The organism is Streptomyces sp. KLMMK, from assembly GCF_036961605.1.
GTDB classification, from domain to species: domain Bacteria; phylum Actinomycetota; class Actinomycetes; order Streptomycetales; family Streptomycetaceae; genus Streptomyces; species Streptomyces telluris.
This window is the reverse complement of the sequence record NZ_JBAMDC010000025.1, coordinates 13,014-30,877: the sequence shown is the minus strand read 5'-3', so window position 1 is coordinate 30,877 and position 17,864 is coordinate 13,014. Positions and strand designations below refer to the sequence as shown.

The 17,864-nt window shown below is 66.7% G+C and carries 11 protein-coding genes; 1 reads left to right on the top strand and 10 read right to left on the bottom strand.

The annotated features are described in order from the left end of the window. Positions 1-2: 2 nt before the first annotated feature. Entirely contained in the window at positions 3-647 is a 645-nt protein-coding gene (gene rplC, locus V7793_RS07585) for a 50S ribosomal protein L3 (RefSeq protein ID WP_030368416.1), read from the bottom strand. Between the two features lie 13 nt (positions 648-660). Next, entirely contained in the window at positions 661-969 is a 309-nt protein-coding gene (gene rpsJ, locus V7793_RS07580) for a 30S ribosomal protein S10 (protein WP_003948644.1), read from the bottom strand. A gap of 620 nt (positions 970-1,589) precedes the next feature. Here rpsJ and V7793_RS07575 point away from each other — a divergent pair. Then, entirely contained in the window at positions 1,590-3,704 is a 2,115-nt protein-coding gene (locus V7793_RS07575) for a PIG-L family deacetylase (RefSeq protein ID WP_335582127.1), read from the top strand. 128 nt (positions 3,705-3,832) lie between these two features. Here V7793_RS07575 and tuf read toward each other — a convergent pair whose 3' ends face one another. The 8 genes from tuf to rplJ form a co-directional block, all read right to left on the bottom strand. After that, positions 3,833-5,026 (bottom strand): elongation factor Tu, encoded by a 1,194-nt coding sequence (tuf, locus tag V7793_RS07570; RefSeq protein ID WP_058046830.1) that lies wholly within the window; start codon positions 5,024-5,026, stop codon positions 3,833-3,835. Positions 5,027-5,191: 165 nt separating this feature from the next. Continuing rightward, on the bottom strand, positions 5,192-7,315 hold the full coding sequence (gene fusA / locus V7793_RS07565; protein ID WP_335582126.1) for an elongation factor G: 2,124 nt from the start codon (positions 7,313-7,315) through the stop codon (positions 5,192-5,194). Positions 7,316-7,354: 39 nt separating this feature from the next. Beyond that, a complete protein-coding gene (gene rpsG / locus V7793_RS07560) occupies positions 7,355-7,825 on the bottom strand; it encodes a 30S ribosomal protein S7 (RefSeq protein ID WP_004950419.1) in 471 nt (156 codons plus the stop codon). 2 nt (positions 7,826-7,827) lie between these two features. Then, on the bottom strand, positions 7,828-8,199 hold the full coding sequence (gene rpsL / locus V7793_RS07555; protein ID WP_003948652.1) for a 30S ribosomal protein S12: 372 nt from the start codon (positions 8,197-8,199) through the stop codon (positions 7,828-7,830). Between the two features lie 433 nt (positions 8,200-8,632). Further along, entirely contained in the window at positions 8,633-12,532 is a 3,900-nt protein-coding gene (locus tag V7793_RS07550; RefSeq protein ID WP_168093378.1) for a DNA-directed RNA polymerase subunit beta', read from the bottom strand. A gap of 97 nt (positions 12,533-12,629) precedes the next feature. Next, a complete protein-coding gene (rpoB, locus tag V7793_RS07545; protein WP_335582125.1) occupies positions 12,630-16,112 on the bottom strand; it encodes a DNA-directed RNA polymerase subunit beta in 3,483 nt (1,160 codons plus the stop codon). A gap of 543 nt (positions 16,113-16,655) precedes the next feature. Then, positions 16,656-17,042: a 50S ribosomal protein L7/L12 gene (gene rplL / locus V7793_RS07540; protein ID WP_058046834.1), complete on the bottom strand. Its 387-nt coding sequence runs from the start codon at positions 17,040-17,042 to the stop codon at positions 16,656-16,658. 107 nt (positions 17,043-17,149) lie between these two features. After that, positions 17,150-17,680, bottom strand: a complete 531-nt coding sequence (gene rplJ, locus V7793_RS07535; protein ID WP_058046835.1) for a 50S ribosomal protein L10 — start codon at positions 17,678-17,680, stop codon at positions 17,150-17,152. Between the last annotated feature and the right edge of the window lie 184 nt (positions 17,681-17,864).

Sequence of the window (17,864 nt, the reverse complement as noted above, 5' to 3'; positions counted from 1 at the left end):
CCTCAGGCCCCCTTGGCCGCGGTACGGACCAGGACGAGGCCGCCGTTCGGACCAGGAACCGCGCCCTTGATCAGGAGCAGGCCCTTCTCCGCGTCAACGGCGTGGACGGTCAGGTTCTGGGTGGTGACCCGCTCGTTGCCCATGCGGCCCGCCATGCGGAGGCCCTTGAACACACGGCCCGGGGTGGCGCAGCCACCGATGGAACCGGGGGAGCGGTGCTTGCGCTGGGTGCCGTGCCCGGCGCCGAGGCCACGGAAGTTGTGACGCTTCATGACACCGGCGAAGCCCTTGCCCTTGCTCTTGCCGGTGACGTCAACCTTGACGCCCGACTCGAACACGGCGGCGGTGATCTCCTGGCCGAGCGTGTACTCGCTGGCGTCAGCGGTACGCAGCTCCACCAGGTGGCGGCGCGGGGTGACGTCGGCCTTGGCGAAGTGACCCTTGAGGGGCTTGTTCACCTTGCGCGGGTCGATCTCGCCGAAGGCGATCTGGACCGACTCGTAGCCGTCGCTGTCGTTGGTGCGGACCTGGGTGACGACGCAGGGCCCGGCCTTGACGACGGTCACCGGGACAACCCGGTTGTTCTCGTCCCAGACCTGGGTCATGCCGAGCTTCTCGCCCAGGACGCCCTTAATGTTCTTAGCCATCTCGCGCGTCACCTCAGAGCTTGATCTCGATGTCGACGCCCGCCGGCAGGTCGAGACGCATAAGCGAGTCAACCGTCTTCGGCGTGGGGTCGAGGATGTCGATGAGGCGCTTGTGCGTGCGCATCTCGAAGTGCTCGCGCGAGTCCTTGTACTTGTGCGGCGACTTGATGACGCAGTACACGTTCTTCTCAGTGGGCAGCGGCACCGGGCCCGCGACCGACGCACCAGTGCGCGTCACCGTCTCGACGATCTTCTTCGCCGAGGAGTCGATGACCTCGTGGTCGTAGGCCTTGAGCCGGATGCGGATCTTCTGTCCCGCCATGGCTACTCAGTAGTCCTGTCTCTCGTAACGCTCTGGGACTCGGCCGGCTGCGCCCGGAATCGCTTCCGAACGCGGTCCTTCCCCGCTCCACCTCCGACCCACGCGGTCGGGCGTGTCGCGCCCCTTCCAGCAGATTTCCCTAAGGAAATTCCCTGATGAAGGGGGTTGTGGGGGAAAGACACCCACCGAGTGCCTGGCTGGGGCCCCGCTGACACTTCCCGGAAGATTCCCGTACTTCCGCCTCTGATAAGAGACGACGAGTACTGCGGGACTCGCTTCCAGTCCTCCCGGCGGGAGGCGCGCAGCATCGGCACTCAACCGAGCAACCTGAACAGTGTGCCATACGTGCCCGAAGAGGCGCCAATCCTGGCCGAAGACGGTACCCCGACCGGCTCAGTTGTCAAACCACCTCGCCGACATACGGGACACTATGGCTCTTACACCTCGACCGCCGCTCGGGTCCCCCAGGTCACCCGCCACACGCCTGCCGGACGCCGAGAAATCCGCACTTTGCCGGGGTTTGCCGCGGCCCCGGGCAACCGCCGCGCTCCCCCCGTCGTCCCCTATCACGCCGGGGAAGCAGGGGACCGCGTGCCGCACAACGGGACGGAGTCATGTAGTTGAACATCTCACAGCACATGGTGATATCCCGCCGGACCGCGCTCGCCGGCCTGGCCGCCGTCACGGCGGCCGTCGCGGCGGGGTGCAGCGGAGGGGGCGGCAAGAAGCCCAAGGCCTCCCCCAACCCCATAAGAGCTGTGGACCCCAGCGCCACCCAGTCCTTCACCAACACCGGAAACTCGCTGTTGCTGCAGGTCATGGCGCACCCCGACGACGACCTGTACTTCATGAGCCCCGACGCCGAGCACATCGTGCGGGCCGGGGTCCCCGTCGTCTCGGTCTACGTCACGGCCGGCGAGGCCGTCGGGCAGAACTGGATCGAGGGCATGCCCAAGACCAGGCCCGACAAGGCGGCCTACTCCTCCGCGCGCCACCAGGGCCTGCGCCAGGCGTACGCCGAGATGATCGGCCTGGACCGGTTCACGGCCTGGAAGAAGTCCGTCCTGGACCTGGGCGGCGGCGTCACGGCCGAGACGAACGAGCTCACCAACGGCAGGCGCAAGGCCCAGCTGATCTTCCTCAACATCGCCATGCTCTCGGCCGGCGAGATGCGGCTGCCCCTGCTGTGGGAGCGGCCCGAGGGCGAGATGCAGTCGCTCGTCGCCACCGGCTCGCCGTGCACGTCCTCCAGCACCTACCGGCACGGCACGCTGGTGGACGTCCTCGCCGCGATCATGGACCGGTTCCGGCCCACCGTGGTCCACACCATGGATCCGGACCCCGACTACCAGGTCCACGACGCCACCCACCCCAAGGACAACGACTACGGGGCCTGCTCCGACCACCGCGACCACACCCCGACCGCGCTCTTCACCTGGAAGGCGCTCTCCCAGTGGGTGGCCGACACCACCAAGCGCGAGGGCCACCCGCCCCGCTTCGTGACCACGTCCTTCCGCGGCTACTACAACCAGCGCTGGCCGCACAACCTCCCGCCCGAGGTCATAGAGCAGAAGCACCGCCTGGTCGAGGCGTACGGCGGCGACCCCGGTTGGGAGTGCGGCAACCCCGCCGGCTGCGGCGACTACGGCCAGGGCGGCGACCGCCCGATGACCAACCGCAAGGGCTGGATCCGCTCCACCCACTACCGCTACCAGGGCGCCACCACCGCGCTGGGCACCGACCGGGCCGGCCGCCTGGAGGCCTTCGGCGTACTGGGCACCCAGGCCGTGCGCTGGCAGGAGACCTCCCCCGGCAGCGGCCGCTGGGGCGAACCGCAGAACCTCGGCGGCGGGCCCCTCGCGCCCGTCCTCGCGGCCGTGCAGGACTCCCAGGGGCGCCGGCTGCTGTTCGCCCTGCGGTTCTCCGCCCTCACCGGGCAGGGCCGCCCCGACACCCGCGAGATCGTCGTCCTGGAGCAGCGCTCCCCCGGCGGCCCCTTCAAGGCCTGGACCGGCCTCGGCAACCCCGAGCAGCGCCCCGACCGCGGCCGCCGCGTGGGCGTGCCGGCCGCCGTCGCCGCCCCCGACGGGCGCGTGCACCTCTTCGTCCGCAACGCGGGCAAGGGCGTCTCCGGCCGGGTGCGGGAGGCCGACGGCACCTGGGGGAAGTGGCAGAGCCTGCACGGGCAGGAGATCCAGGACGGGCTCACCGCCGTCCTGGACGGGGAGCAGCGCGTCCACGTCTTCGGCACCGGCCGCGACACCGTCCACCACTGGACGCAGGACGAGCCGGGCAAGCCGGTCCGCTACGCGCCCCTGAAGGGCCTGCCGCAGCCGGGCGGGCTCCCCGGTGCGGCGCTCGGCCCCGAGGGCGCCCTGGCCCTGGTCTACCGCTCCCCCGCGGCCGTCGAGCCGGTGGTGCACACCTTCACGCCGGGCTCCGAGGAGATGCGCACCGCCGAGCTGCAGAACTTCGCGGGCTACGGGCCGCTCTCCGCGCACACCCTGGCCGTCCGGGGCGGGCAGGACGCGGTGATGGTGCTCGGGCGGGCGGTGAACGGCGAGATACAGCTCATCGACGGCTCCGGCGACTCCGAGCCCGTGCGCTCCGACGCCAGGCTCGTGCCCGTGGGGACCTCCGCGATGACCACGGACGCCGGCCACCAGCTGTGCGTGGCCGGGATGAGCCCGGACGCGCGGCCGTGGATCTGGCGCCCGGAGCTCCCGCACACCTGATGCGACCGTACGGCGTTCACCCGTACAGCTGATTCCGTCCGTTGATTTCCGTCCGTACGGGCGCATGCGAGAAGGCCCCGCACATCCGAGGATGTGCGGGGCCTTCTCAGACCTTCAAGTAAGAAGACTTACTTGTTGATCTTGGTGACCTGGCCGGCGCCGACGGTGCGGCCGCCCTCACGGATGGTGAAGCGCAGGCCCTCCTCCATCGCGACGGGCTGGATCAGGGAGACGGACATCTCGGCGTTGTCGCCGGGCATGACCATCTCGGTGCCCTCGGCGAGGGTCACAACACCGGTCACGTCAGTCGTACGGAAGTAGAACTGCGGACGGTAGTTGTTGAAGAACGGGGTGTGACGGCCACCCTCGTCCTTCGACAGGATGTAGGCCGTGGCCTCGAACTCGGTGTGCGGGGTGACCGAACCCGGCTTGATGATGCACTGGCCGCGCTCGACGTCCTCGCGCTTGATGCCACGGAGGAGCAGACCGACGTTCTCACCGGCCTGGCCCTCGTCGAGCAGCTTGCGGAACATCTCGATGCCGGTGACCGTGGTGGTGGTCTTCTCGGTCTTGATGCCGATGATGTCGACGGTCTCGTTGACCTTGAGGACACCGCGCTCGATACGACCGGTGACGACGGTGCCACGACCGGTGATCGTGAAGACGTCCTCGATCGGCATCAGGAACGGCTTGTCGACGTCACGCTCGGGCTGCGGGATGTTCTCGTCGACGGCCTTCATCAGGCCGAGGAGCTTCTCGCCCCACTCCTTGTCGCCCTCGAGCGCCTTGAGCGCCGAGACCTGGACGACCGGAGCGTTGTCGCCGTCGAACTCGTACTCGTTGAGGAGCTCACGGACCTCGAGCTCGACGAGCTCCAGGATCTCCTCGTCGTCCACCATGTCGGCCTTGTTCAGGGCGACAACGATGTACGGAACGCCGGACTGGCGGGCCAGGAGCACGTGCTCCTTGGTCTGCGGCATCGGACCGTCGGTCGCGGCGACCACGAGGATCGCGCCGTCCATCTGGGCGGCACCGGTGATCATGTTCTTGATGTAGTCCGCGTGACCCGGGCAGTCAACGTGGGCGTAGTGACGCGACTCGGTCTGGTACTCGACGTGCGCGATCGAGATGGTGATACCGCGCTGACGCTCCTCCGGGGCCTTGTCGATCTCGTCGAAAGGCGTGAAGGGGTTCAGGTCCGGGTACGCGTCGTGCAGCACCTTGGTGATCGCCGCGGTAAGAGTGGTCTTACCGTGGTCGACGTGACCGATGGTGCCGATGTTGACGTGCGGCTTAGTCCGCTCGAACTTCGCCTTCGCCACTGGGGTCCTCCTGGGGAGTGGTTCTGTACGCCTGGATTGGGTCGGCGCCAGGGATCTTTGCTGGGGTGCCGTCCGCCGGGGCACACCGCCATGGTTTGCGGTGGTATGCCCCGACAGTCGGTGTCAAGCCTAAAGCGTGAGCTTCGTCTGTGGAGACGGAGCTGATTACTCGCCCTTGGCCTTCGCGATGATCTCCTCGGCGACGTTCCGCGGAACCTCGGCGTAGGAGTCGAACTGCATCGAGTAGCTTGCGCGACCCGAAGTCTTGCTGCGGAGGTCTCCGACGTAGCCGAACATCTCCGACAGCGGAACCAGGCCCTTGACGAGCTTGGCGCCGTGACGGTCCTCCATGGCCTGGATCTGGCCACGGCGGGAGTTGATGTCACCGATGACATCACCCATGTAGTCCTCGGGGGTGGTGACCTCGACGGACATCATCGGCTCGAGCAGAGCCGGGGACGCCTTACGAGCACCCTCCTTGAACGCCATGGAACCGGCGATCTTGAACGCCAGCTCGGAGGAGTCGACGTCGTGGTAGGCACCGTCGAGCAGCGTCACCTTGACGCCGGTCAGCGGGTAGCCGGCGAGCACGCCGAACTCCATGGCCTCCTGGCAACCCGCGTCCACGGACGGGATGTACTCCCGCGGGATACGGCCACCGGTGACCTTGTTCTCGAACTCGTAACCGTCGCCCTCGAGGGGCTCGATCGCCATCTGCACCTTGGCGAACTGGCCGGAACCACCAGTCTGCTTCTTGTGCGTGTAGTCGATGCGCTCGACGGCCTTGCGGATCGTCTCGCGGTACGCGACCTGCGGCTTGCCGACGTTGGCCTCGACCTTGAACTCACGCTTCATACGGTCGACCAGCACGTCGAGGTGCAGCTCGCCCATACCCGCGATGATGGTCTGGCCCGTCTCCTCGTCCGTGTGGACCTGGAAGGACGGGTCCTCCTCGGCGAGACGCTGGATCGCGACGCCGAGCTTCTCCTGGTCGCCCTTGGACTTGGGCTCAATGGCGACCTGGATGACCGGGGCCGGGAAGTCCATCGACTCGAGGATCACCGGGTTCGCGGAGTCGCAGAGGGTCTCACCGGTGGTGGTCTGCTTCAGACCCATGACGGCGACGATGTCACCGGCACCCACCGACTCGATCTCCTCACGCTTGTTCGCGTGCATCCGGTAGATCTTGCCGATGCGCTCCTTCTTGCCCTTGACGGAGTTCTGCACCTGGGTGCCCGCCGTCATGCGGCCCGAGTAAACCCGGACGAAGGTGAGCTTGCCGAGGTGCGGGTCGCTCATGATCTTGAAGGCAAGGCCGGCGAACGGCTCGTCGTCGGACGGCTTGCGCTTCACGACCTCGTCGGCGTTGTTGACCGCGTGGCCCTCAACGGCCTCGATGTCCAGCGGCGACGGCAGGTAGCGGACCACGGCGTCGAGCAGGGGCTGAACGCCCTTGTTCTTGAACGCGGTACCACAGAACACCGGGGTGACGGTCGGCGAGTCGCTGCCGCCCTTCGACGCGAGCGTGATGCGGCGGATGGCCGCCATCAGCTGCTCCTCGGTGGGCTCCTGGCCCTCGAGGAAGAGCTCCATCATCTCTTCGTCGTTCTCGGCAACGCCCTCGAGGAGCTTGCCGCGCCATTCCTCGGCAGCCTCGATGTGGGTGTCCGGGATGTCGACGACGTCGTACATCTCGCCCTTGGCGGCCTCGGCGGACCAGACCAGCGCCTTCATCTGGACGAGGTCGACCACGCCCTTGAAGTCGGCCTCGGTGCCGATCGGCAGCTGCATGACCAGCGGAACCGCGCCCAGGCGGTCGACGATCATGTCGACACAGCGGTGGAACTCGGCACCCGTACGGTCCAGCTTGTTGACGAAGCAGATGCGCGGCACGCCGTAGCGGTCCGCCTGACGCCAAACGGTCTCGGACTGGGGCTCAACACCGGCAACGCCGTCGAACACCGTCACGGCACCGTCGAGCACGCGCAGCGAACGCTCCACCTCGACGGTGAAGTCGACGTGGCCCGGGGTGTCGATGATGTTGATGGTGTGGTCGACGTCGTTCAGCGGCCAGTGGCAGGTGGTGGCAGCAGAGGTGATCGTGATGCCACGCTCCTGCTCCTGCTCCATCCAGTCCATCGTGGCAGCGCCGTCGTGGACCTCACCGATCTTGTACGAAACACCGGTGTAGAACAGGATCCGCTCGGTGGTGGTCGTCTTGCCCGCGTCGATGTGGGCCATGATCCCGATGTTGCGGACCTTGGCCAGGTCAAGCGAAGTGGTGGCCATATGGCTCAGTCTTCTCTCGGTTCTCGATGGGGGTAGCGACTACCAGCGGTAGTGCGCGAAGGCCTTGTTGGACTCGGCCATCTTGTGCGTGTCCTCACGCTTCTTGACCGAAGCGCCGAGGCCGTTCGAGGCGTCCAGCAGCTCGTTCATGAGGCGCTCGGTCATGGTCTTCTCGCGACGGGCGCGGGAGTAACCGACCAGCCAGCGCAGCGCCAGGGTGGAGGCGCGGCCCGGACGGACCTCGACCGGCACCTGGTAGGTGGCGCCACCGACACGGCGGGACTTGACCTCGAGAGCCGGCTTGACGTTCTCGAGAGCGCGCTTGAGGGTGATGACCGGGTCGTTACCGGTCTTCTCGCGCAGACCCTCCATGGCGCCGTACACGATGCGCTCGGCGGTGGAGCGCTTGCCGTGCAGGAGGATCTTGTTGATCAGCGACGTCACCAGAGGGGAGCCGTAAACCGGGTCGATGATGACCGGGCGCTTCGGGGCGGGGCCCTTACGAGGCATTCTTACTTCTCCTTCTTGGCGCCGTAGCGGCTGCGAGCCTGCTTACGGTTCTTGACGCCCTGCGTGTCGAGGGAACCGCGGATGATCTTGTAGCGAACACCCGGAAGGTCCTTCACACGGCCACCGCGAACGAGCACGATCGAGTGCTCCTGCAGGTTGTGGCCCTCACCCGGAATGTAAGCGGTGACCTCGATGCCGGAGGTCAGACGCACACGCGCGACCTTACGGAGCGCCGAGTTCGGCTTCTTCGGGGTGGTGGTGAAAACACGCGTGCAGACGCCGCGGCGCTGGGGCGAACCCTCGAGTGCGGGCGTCTTGTTCTTCTCGACCTTGTCCTGCCGGCCCTTTCGGACCAGCTGCTGGATCGTAGGCACCGTTTCTCCGGTTTCTGTGATCTCGATAAAACTAACCTGGGAACCCGCCGACCCACGCGGTCGGGCGTGTCGAAGGCTGCAGACCCCTGCCGATGCTGGAAAGGGCGCAGAATTCGGTGTCTTCGACCGCTTCGGACCGAGAAGATCCGAGAGGTCCGGTCTCCCGTGCGGACTGTGGGCACACACGAGAGCCCAGGGACACCCCAGGCACAAGGTCAGAGCCTACCTAGCGCATGGGCTGCGGTCAAAACAAATGCACACGCGGAGGACACCCCGATGTGCTGCATATGTCACGTTTTGCCGGGGCCGCAGGCGGTTCGTGTCGCGCGTATGGGTGAAATCACGCGGCCGGCGCTGCCCAGGCACGCCCCCCGGTACGCCGCAGGGCGGCCACCCCGTGGGGTGACCGCCCTGTGGACGTACCGCTTGCGACTTACTGGTTGTACGGACCGTAGTCGTAGTCCTCCAGCGGGACCGCCTGGCCGGAGCCGGTGCCGAAGGGCGAGTAGTCGATGTCGTCGTAACCGACGGCCGAGTACATCGCGGCCTTGGCCTCCTCGGTGGGCTCCACCCGGATGTTGCGGTAGCGGGACAGACCCGTACCGGCCGGGATGAGCTTACCGATGATGACGTTCTCCTTGAGGCCGATCAGGGAGTCCGACTTGGCGTTGATCGCCGCGTCGGTGAGCACCCGGGTCGTCTCCTGGAAGGACGCCGCCGACAGCCACGACTCGGTGGCGAGCGAGGCCTTGGTGATACCCATCAGCTGCGGACGGCCGGAGGCGGGGTGACCGCCCTCGGTGACCACACGACGGTTCTCGCCCTCGAAGCGCGAGCGCTCCACGAGCTCGCCCGGCAGCAGCTCCGCGTCGCCGGACTCGATGATCGTCACGCGGCGCAGCATCTGCCGGATGATGATCTCGATGTGCTTGTCGTGGATCGACACACCCTGCGAGTTGTAGACCTTCTGGACCTCGCCGACCAGGTGGACCTGGACGGCGCGCTGACCCAGGATGCGCAGCACGTCGTGCGGGTTGGTGGCACCCACGGTGAGCTTCTGGCCCACCTCGACGTGCTCGCCCTCGCTGACCAGCAGACGGGCGCGCTTGGAGATCGGGAACGCCGTCTCCTCGCTGCCGTCGTCCGGAGTGACGACGATCTTCTTGGTCTTCTCGGTCTCCTCGATGCGGATGCGGCCGGCCGCCTCCGAGATCGGGGCGACACCCTTGGGCGTACGGGCTTCGAAGAGCTCGACGACACGGGGCAGACCCTGGGTGATGTCGTCACCGGCCACACCACCGGTGTGGAAGGTACGCATCGTCAGCTGGGTACCGGGCTCACCGATGGACTGGGCGGCGATGATGCCGACCGCCTCACCGATGTCCACCAGCTTGCCGGTCGCCAGCGAGCGGCCGTAGCAGAAGGCACAGGTGCCGACCGCGGACTCACAGGTGAGGACCGAACGGGTCTTGACCGTCTCGACGCCGTTGGCGACGAGCTGGTCGATGAGCACGTCACCGAGGTCGACGTTGGCCGGCGCGATGACCTTGCCGTCGATGACGACGTCCTCGGCCAGCATGCGGGCGTAGACGCTGGTCTCGACGTCCTCGGCCTTGCGCAGCACGCCGTCGGCGCCGCGGGACGCGATCTGCAGCTTGAGGCCGCGCTCGGTGCCGCAGTCCTCCTCGCGGATGATGACGTCCTGCGAGACGTCCACGAGACGACGGGTCAGGTAACCCGAGTCGGCGGTACGGAGGGCGGTGTCCGCGAGACCCTTACGGGCACCGTGGGTGGAGATGAAGTACTCCAGCACGGAGAGACCCTCACGGAACGACGCCTTAATGGGTCGCGGGATGGTCTCGTTCTTCGCGTTCGACACCAGACCACGCATACCGGCGATCTGTCGCATCTGCATCATGTTTCCTCGGGCACCCGAGTCAACCATCATGAAGATGGGGTTCGTCTTGGGGAAGTTCGCGTTCATCGCCTCGGCAACCTCGTTGGTCGCCTTGGTCCAGATCGCGATGAGCTCCTGCGTGCGCTCGTCCTTGGTGATCAGACCGCGCTCGTACTGCTTCTGGACCTTCTCGTCCTGCGCCTCGTAGCCGCGGACGATCTCCTTCTTGGCCTCGGGGACCACGACGTCGGAGATGGCCACGGTGACGCCGGAACGGGTCGCCCAGTGGAAGCCGGCCGCCTTCAGGTTGTCGAGCGTCGCCGCCACGATGACCTTGGGGTAGCGCTCGGCCAGGTCGTTGACGATCTCGGAGAGCTGCTTCTTGCCCACCGAGTAGTCGACGAACGGGTAGTCCTCGGGCAGCAGCTCGTTGAAGAGCGCGCGGCCCAGGGTGGTGCGCAGGCGGAAGCTGTCGCCCTGCTGCCACTCCGGCTCGCCCTCCTCGGCGACCGGGGGAACCCAGCCGCGCGGGGGAACGGTGCCGATCGGGAAGCGGATGTCGACCTTCGCCTGGAGCGAGAGCTCACGGGCGTCGAACGCCATGATCGCCTCGGCGACCGAGCCGAAGGACCGGCCCTCGCCGATGACCTTGCGCTCTTCCTCGTCGGTGGTGAGGAAGAACAGACCGAGCACCATGTCCTGGGTCGGCATGGTGACCGGACGGCCGTCGGCCGGCTTGAGGATGTTGTTCGAGGACAGCATCAGGATGCGGGCCTCGGCCTGCGCCTCCGCGGAGAGCGGCAGGTGGACGGCCATCTGGTCACCGTCGAAGTCCGCGTTGAACGCGGTGCAGACGAGCGGGTGGATCTGGATGGCCTTGCCCTCGACCAGCTGCGGCTCGAAGGCCTGGATGCCGAGGCGGTGCAGGGTGGGCGCACGGTTCAGCAGCACCGGGTGCTCGGCGATGACCTCTTCGAGGACGTCGTACACCACGGTGCGGCCGCGCTCGACCATGCGCTTGGCCGACTTGATGTTCTGCGCGTGGTTCAGGTCGACCAGGCGCTTCATCACGAACGGCTTGAAGAGCTCCAGCGCCATGGCCTTGGGCAGACCGCACTGGTGCAGCTTCAGCTGCGGACCGACGACGATGACGGAACGGGCCGAGTAGTCGACTCGCTTACCGAGCAGGTTCTGACGGAATCGACCCTGCTTACCCTTCAGCATGTCGCTGAGGGACTTCAGCGGGCGGTTACCGGGACCGGTGACCGGGCGACCGCGGCGGCCGTTGTCGAACAGCGCGTCGACGGCCTCCTGCAGCATCCGCTTCTCGTTGTTCACGATGATCTCGGGGGCACCGAGGTCAAGGAGACGCTTGAGGCGGTTGTTGCGGTTGATCACACGGCGGTACAGGTCGTTCAGGTCGGAGGTCGCGAAGCGGCCACCGTCCAGCTGCACCATCGGACGCAGGTCCGGCGGGATCACGGGGATGCAGTCCAGCACCATGCCGCTGGGGCTGTTGCGGGTCTGCAGGAAGGCGGAGACGACCTTGAGGCGCTTGAGCGCACGGGTCTTCTTCTGGCCCTTGCCGGTCCGGATGATCTCGCGGAGGCGCTCGGCCTCCTCGTCGAGGTCGAAGGACTCCAGGCGCTTCTGCAGCGCGGCGGCGCCCATCGCACCCATGAAGTAGGTGCCGAAGCGGTCGCGCAGCTCGCGGTAGAGCAGCTCGTCGCCCTCGAGGTCCTGGACCTTGAGGTTCTTGAAGCGGTTCCAGACCTCGTCGAGACGGTCGATCTCGCGCTGCGCACGGTCGCGCAGCTGCTTCATCTCACGCTCGGCGCCCTCGCGCACCTTGCGGCGCACGTCGGCCTTGGCACCCTCGGCCTCGAGCTCGGCCAGGTCGGACTCGAGCTTCTTGGCGCGGGCCTCGAGGTCGGCGTCACGGCGCTGCTCGATCTGCTGGCGCTCGACGGAGACGTGGGCCTCCAGCGAGGGCAGGTCGCGCGTGCGGCGCTCCTCGTCCACCCACGTGATCATGTAGGCGGCGAAGTAGATGACCTTCTCGAGGTCCTTCGGGGCGAGGTCGAGCAGGTAGCCCAGACGCGACGGAACGCCCTTGAAGTACCAGATGTGGGTGACGGGAGCGGCCAGCTCGATGTGGCCCATCCGCTCACGGCGCACCTTGGCGCGGGTGACCTCGACGCCACAGCGCTCACAGATGATGCCCTTGAAGCGGACACGCTTGTACTTGCCGCAGTAGCACTCCCAGTCCCGGGTCGGACCGAAGATCTTCTCGCAGAAGAGTCCGTCCTTTTCGGGCTTGAGGGTGCGGTAGTTGATGGTCTCCGGCTTCTTGACCTCGCCGTGGGACCAGGTTCGGATGTCGTCCGCGGTCGCCAGGCCGATCCGCAGCTCGTCGAAGAAGTTGACGTCGAGCACTGTTCGTCAATCCCTCTTTCAGGGTCGTGTCTTCATCAGTGGTCTGAGGGGGTCCGGGGACGACGGGGGGCTCGTGGCGAGCCCCCCGTCAGACCCGTCAGACCTCTTCGACGCTGCTCGGCTCGCGCCGGGACAGGTCGATACCGAGCTCTTCCGCAGCGCGGAAGACGTCCTCGTCCGTGTCGCGCATCTCGATGGACATGCCGTCCGAGGACAGCACCTCCACGTTGAGGCACAGGGACTGCATTTCCTTGATGAGCACCTTGAAGGACTCGGGAATGCCGGGCTCGGGGATGTTCTCGCCCTTGACGATGGCCTCGTAGACCTTCACGCGGCCGGTCACGTCGTCGGACTTGATGGTCAGCAGCTCCTGGAGGGCGTAGGCGGCACCGTATGCCTCGAGCGCCCACACCTCCATCTCACCGAAGCGCTGGCCACCGAACTGAGCCTTACCACCCAGCGGCTGCTGGGTGATCATGGAGTACGGGCCGGTCGAACGGGCGTGCAGCTTGTCGTCGACCAGGTGGTGCAGCTTGAGGATGTACATGTACCCGACGGAGATCGGGTCCGGGAACGGCTCGCCGGAGCGGCCGTCGAACATCCGGGCCTTGCCCGAGGGCAGGACCAGGCGGTCACCGTCGCGGTTGGGGATCGTGGACTCGAAGAGACCGGCGATCTCGTCCTCGCGGGCGCCGTCGAAGACCGGGGTCGCGACGTTGGTGCCGGCTGCGACCTCGTCGGCGCCGATGGCCTGCAGGCGCTTCATCCAGTCCTCGTCGCCCTCGACCTTCCAGCCGCGGCTGGCGAGCCAGCCGAGGTGGATCTCGAGGACCTGTCCCGGGTTCATTCGGGACGGGACACCGAGCGGGTTGAGGATGATGTCGACCGGGGTGCCGTCCTCGAGGAACGGCATGTCCTCGACCGGAAGGATCTTGGAGATGACACCCTTGTTGCCGTGACGGCCGGCGAGCTTGTCACCGTCGGTGATCTTGCGCTTCTGGGCGACGTAGACGCGGACCAGCTGGTTCACGCCCGGGGGAAGCTCGTCCCCCTCCTCGCGGTCGAAGACGCGGACGCCGATGACCTTGCCGATCTCGCCGTGCGGGACCTTCAGCGAGGTGTCACGGACCTCACGGGCCTTCTCACCGAAGATCGCGCGGAGCAGGCGCTCCTCCGGCGTCAGCTCGGTCTCACCCTTCGGGGTGACCTTGCCGACCAGGATGTCGCCGGCGACGACCTCGGCACCGATGCGGATGATGCCGCGCTCGTCGAGGTCGGCGAGGACCTCCTCGGAGACGTTCGGGATGTCCCGGGTGATCTCCTCCGGGCCGAGCTTGGTGTCACGGGCGTCGACCTCGTGCTCCTCGATGTGGATCGAGGAGAGGACGTCGTCCTGGACGAGGCGCTGCGACAGGATGATCGCGTCCTCGTAGTTGTGACCCTCCCACGGCATGAACGCCACGAGCAGGTTCTTACCGAGGGCCATCTCGCCCTCGTCCGTGGACGGACCGTCGGCGAGCACCTGGCCGGCGATGACGCGGGCGCCCTCGTCGACGACGACCTTCTGGTTGAAGGACGTGCCCTGGTTCGAGCGGGAGAACTTGGCGACGCGGTAGGTGTTGTACGTGCCGTCGTCGTTGGCCACCGTGACGTAGTCGGCGGAGACCTCCTGGACGACACCGTCCTTCTCGGCCTTGATGACGTCACCGGCGTCGACCGCGCAGCGGTACTCCATGCCGGTGCCGACCAGCGGCGCCTCGGCCTTGATCAGCGGAACGGCCTGGCGCATCATGTTCGATCCCATGAGCGCGCGGTTGGCGTCGTCGTGCTCGAGGAACGGGATCATGGCGGTCGCGACCGACACCATCTGGCGCGGGGAGACGTCCATGTAGTCGACGTCGTCGCCGGCGATGTAGTCGATCTCGCCGCCACGGCGGCGGACCAGCACGCGGGCCTCGGCGAAGCGCATGTCCTCGGTGAGGGCGGCGTTCGCCTGGGCGATGACGAAGCGGTCTTCCTCGTCGGCAGTCAGGTAGTCGACGTCGTCCGTGACGACACCCTCGACGACCTTGCGGTACGGGGTCTCGACGAAACCGAACGCGTTGACACGGCCGTAGGAGGCGAGCGAGCCGATCAGACCGATGTTCGGGCCTTCGGGGGTCTCGATCGGGCACATGCGGCCGTAGTGCGACGGGTGAACGTCTCGGACCTCGAAGCCGGCCCGCTCACGGGAGAGACCACCCGGGCCCAGCGCCGAGAGACGGCGCTTGTGGGTCAGACCCGACAGCGGGTTGGTCTGGTCCATGAACTGGGACAGCTGGCTGGTGCCGAAGAACTCCTTGATGGAGGCGACGACCGGCCGGATGTTGATCAGGGTCTGCGGCGTGATCGCCTCGACGTCCTGGGTGGTCATGCGCTCGCGGACGACGCGCTCCATACGAGCCAGACCCGTGCGGACCTGGTTCTGGATGAGCTCGCCGACGTTGCGCAGACGACGGTTGCCGAAGTGGTCGATGTCGTCGGTCTCGACGACGATCGAGGTGCCGTTCTCGCCGACCGTCTCCAGCTCACCGGCGTGCAGCTTGACCAGGTACTTGATCGTCGCGATGACGTCGTCCGTGGTCAGCACACCGGCGTCGAGGGGGGCCTCCGCGCCGAGCTTCTTGTTCACCTTGTAGCGGCCGACCTTCGCGAGGTCGTAGCGCTTGGGGTTGAAGTAGAGGTTCTCGAGCAGCGTCTGCGCGGCCTCACGCGTCGGGGGCTCGCCCGGGCGCAGCTTGCGGTAGATGTCGAGAAGCGCGTCGTCCTGGCCCTGGGTGTGGTCCTTCTCCAGGGTGGCGCGCATGGACTCGTACTCGCCGAACTCCTCGAGGATCTGCTCGGTGGTCCAGCCGAGAGCCTTCAGGAGGACGGTGACGGACTGCTTGCGCTTGCGGTCGATGCGGACACCGACCATGTCGCGCTTGTCGACCTCCATCTCCAGCCAGGCACCCCGGGACGGGATGATCTTGGCCGTGAAGATGTCCTTGTCGGACGTCTTGTCGATGGAGGAGTCGAAGTAGACGCCGGGCGAGCGGACCAGCTGCGAGACGACGACACGCTCGGTGCCGTTGATGCAGAAGGTGCCCTTGTTGGTCATGAGCGGGAAGTCGCCCATGAAGACCGTCTGAGACTTGATCTCACCGGTCTCGTTGTTCGTGAACTCGGCGGTGACGAAGAGCGGGGCCGCGTACGTGAAGTCGCGCTCCTTGCACTCGTCGATCGAGTTCTTCGGGGGCTCGAAACGGTGGTCGCGGAAGGTCAGCGACATCGACCCGGAGAAGTCCTCGATCGGGGAGATCTCCTCGAAGATCTCCTCCAGACCGGACTTCGTGGGGACGTCCTGACCAGACTCCAGCGCAGCCTCGACGCGAGCCTTCCAGGCGGCATTGCCGAGCAGCCAGTCGAAGCTCTCGGTCTGCAGCGCAAGGAGGTTCGGAACCTCGAGGGGCTCCTTGATCTTCGCAAAAGAGATGCGCAGCGGGGCGGTGCTGGCGCCGTTGTTCGTATTGGCAGTCGAGGCGTTGCGCGAGGCGGCCAAGAGGGGGTCCTTCCGAGGGCTCGGACTCACTACGCGCGTACCGGCCCCACACCGTGCATCGATAAGAAATCCCAGGTCAGCGGGTTTCCATCAGCAGTGCTCGATAGTGGGCATGCCCCTGGTGACGGGCAGGGAGCAGCTAACAGGCAGCGCAAAGGGTCAGTGTAGCCACTTGGCCCACTGATGTCCAGAGCGGATATGCGGAGACCGGTGCGATACCAATCTCTCCCTCCGGGATCCTGTTGTCCCTCGCTGTGCGGCGGACGCCTGCAGGCATCGCCTGACGCAAGACTTCCCAGTTCGCCTTCGATCCATGCCTCGGACGGTGGACCGATGTGGCGACGCGTCCTGAGAATTGCGCGCCCCGTCGCGTTCGTCAAGGCCCACGACCCCTCCGGGAGGGCAACGAAGATCACCATACTCGCCCTCGGGACGTGCTCCGCGCAGCCGTCCGGGGAAACGCCGAAGGGCGACCACCCGCATGGGTGATCGCCCTTCGACTACCGGCTGATGCCGGCGGGAAGAGTCAGACGACTCGCGAGGTCACTTGACCTCGACGGAGGCGCCGGCGCCCTTGAGGGCCTCGGCGGCCTTCTCCGCGGCGTCCTTGGCGACCTTCTCGAGGACCGGCTTCGGGGTGCCGTCGACGAGGTCCTTGGCCTCCTTCAGGCCCAGGGAGGTCAGCTCACGGACGACCTTGATGACCTGGATCTTCTTGTCACCGGCGGCGGTGAGGATGACGTCGAACTCGTCCTTCTCCTCGACCTCGGCGGCGGCGGCGCCACCAGCGGCACCGGCGACCATGACCGGCGCGGCAGCGGCGGCGGTGACGTCGAACTTCTCCTCGAACGCGGACACGAAGGCCGCGAGCTCGATGAGGGTCATCTCCTCGAACTGCGCGAGCAGCTCGTCCTGGGTCAGCTTCGCCATGATGGCGGTCCTTCCACTAAATCGGCAGGTGCCGGGATGTACATGTCGGCGGGCGTACGGCCCGCTGCGACCGGTGCCGGGTGGCACCGATCAATGCGCGAGCCGAATTACTCGGCACCGCCCTGCTCGGCGAGCTTGGCGCGCAGCGCGTCCGCGGTGCGGACGAGCTTCGTCGGCAGCGCCTGGAAGAGCGAGGCAGCCTGGGACTGCTTGCCCTTCATGGCACCGGCCAGCTTGCTGAGCAGAACCTCGCGGGACTCGAGGTCCGCAAGCTTCTTGATCTCATCAGCGGAGAGCGCCTTACCGTCAAGGACACCGCCCTTGATGATGAGGTTCGGGTTCTCCTTGGCGAAGTCACGGAGACCCTTCGCCGACTCCACCGGGTCACCGGTGACGAAGGCAACGGCCGTCGGGCCAGCGAAGAGCTGGTCCTCCAGCGTGATCCCGGCCTCACGGGCCGCGATCTGGGTCAGCGTGTTCTTCACCACGGCGTACTGGGCGTTCTCACCGAGCGAACGACGCAGCGTCTTGAGCTGCGCCACGGTGAGACCGCGGTACTCGGTCAGCACAGCGGCGTTCGAGCTACGGAACTTGTCCGTCAGCTCGGCAACCGCAGCAGCCTTGGCGGACGTCGCCATGAGCCTCGGCCTCCTTCCGGGTGATTCGGGACCGCTACGCGAAGGGACCTGGGCAAAACGAAACGCCCCGGCACAGGTGCTCGGGGCGTAACTCGACCGCTTCGACCCGAAGTCGTCGCGGGAGTGCTTCCTCAAATCACCTGCGCAGGTCGCCCGCAGCTAGCGGATCCTTCGGCCACCACAC

Coding starts and splice junctions, on each gene's coding strand:
- rplC (WP_030368416.1), bottom strand. CDS start 647: ATGGCTAAGAACATTAAGGGCGTCCTGGGCGAGAAGCTCGGCATGACC.
- rpsJ (WP_003948644.1), bottom strand. CDS start 969: ATGGCGGGACAGAAGATCCGCATCCGGCTCAAGGCCTACGACCACGAG.
- fusA (WP_335582126.1), bottom strand. CDS start 7,315: ATGGCCACCACTTCGCTTGACCTGGCCAAGGTCCGCAACATCGGGATC.
- rpsG (WP_004950419.1), bottom strand. CDS start 7,825: ATGCCTCGTAAGGGCCCCGCCCCGAAGCGCCCGGTCATCATCGACCCG.
- rplL (WP_058046834.1), bottom strand. CDS start 17,042: ATGGCGAAGCTGACCCAGGACGAGCTGCTCGCGCAGTTCGAGGAGATG.
- rplJ (WP_058046835.1), bottom strand. CDS start 17,680: ATGGCGACGTCCGCCAAGGCTGCTGCGGTTGCCGAGCTGACGGACAAG.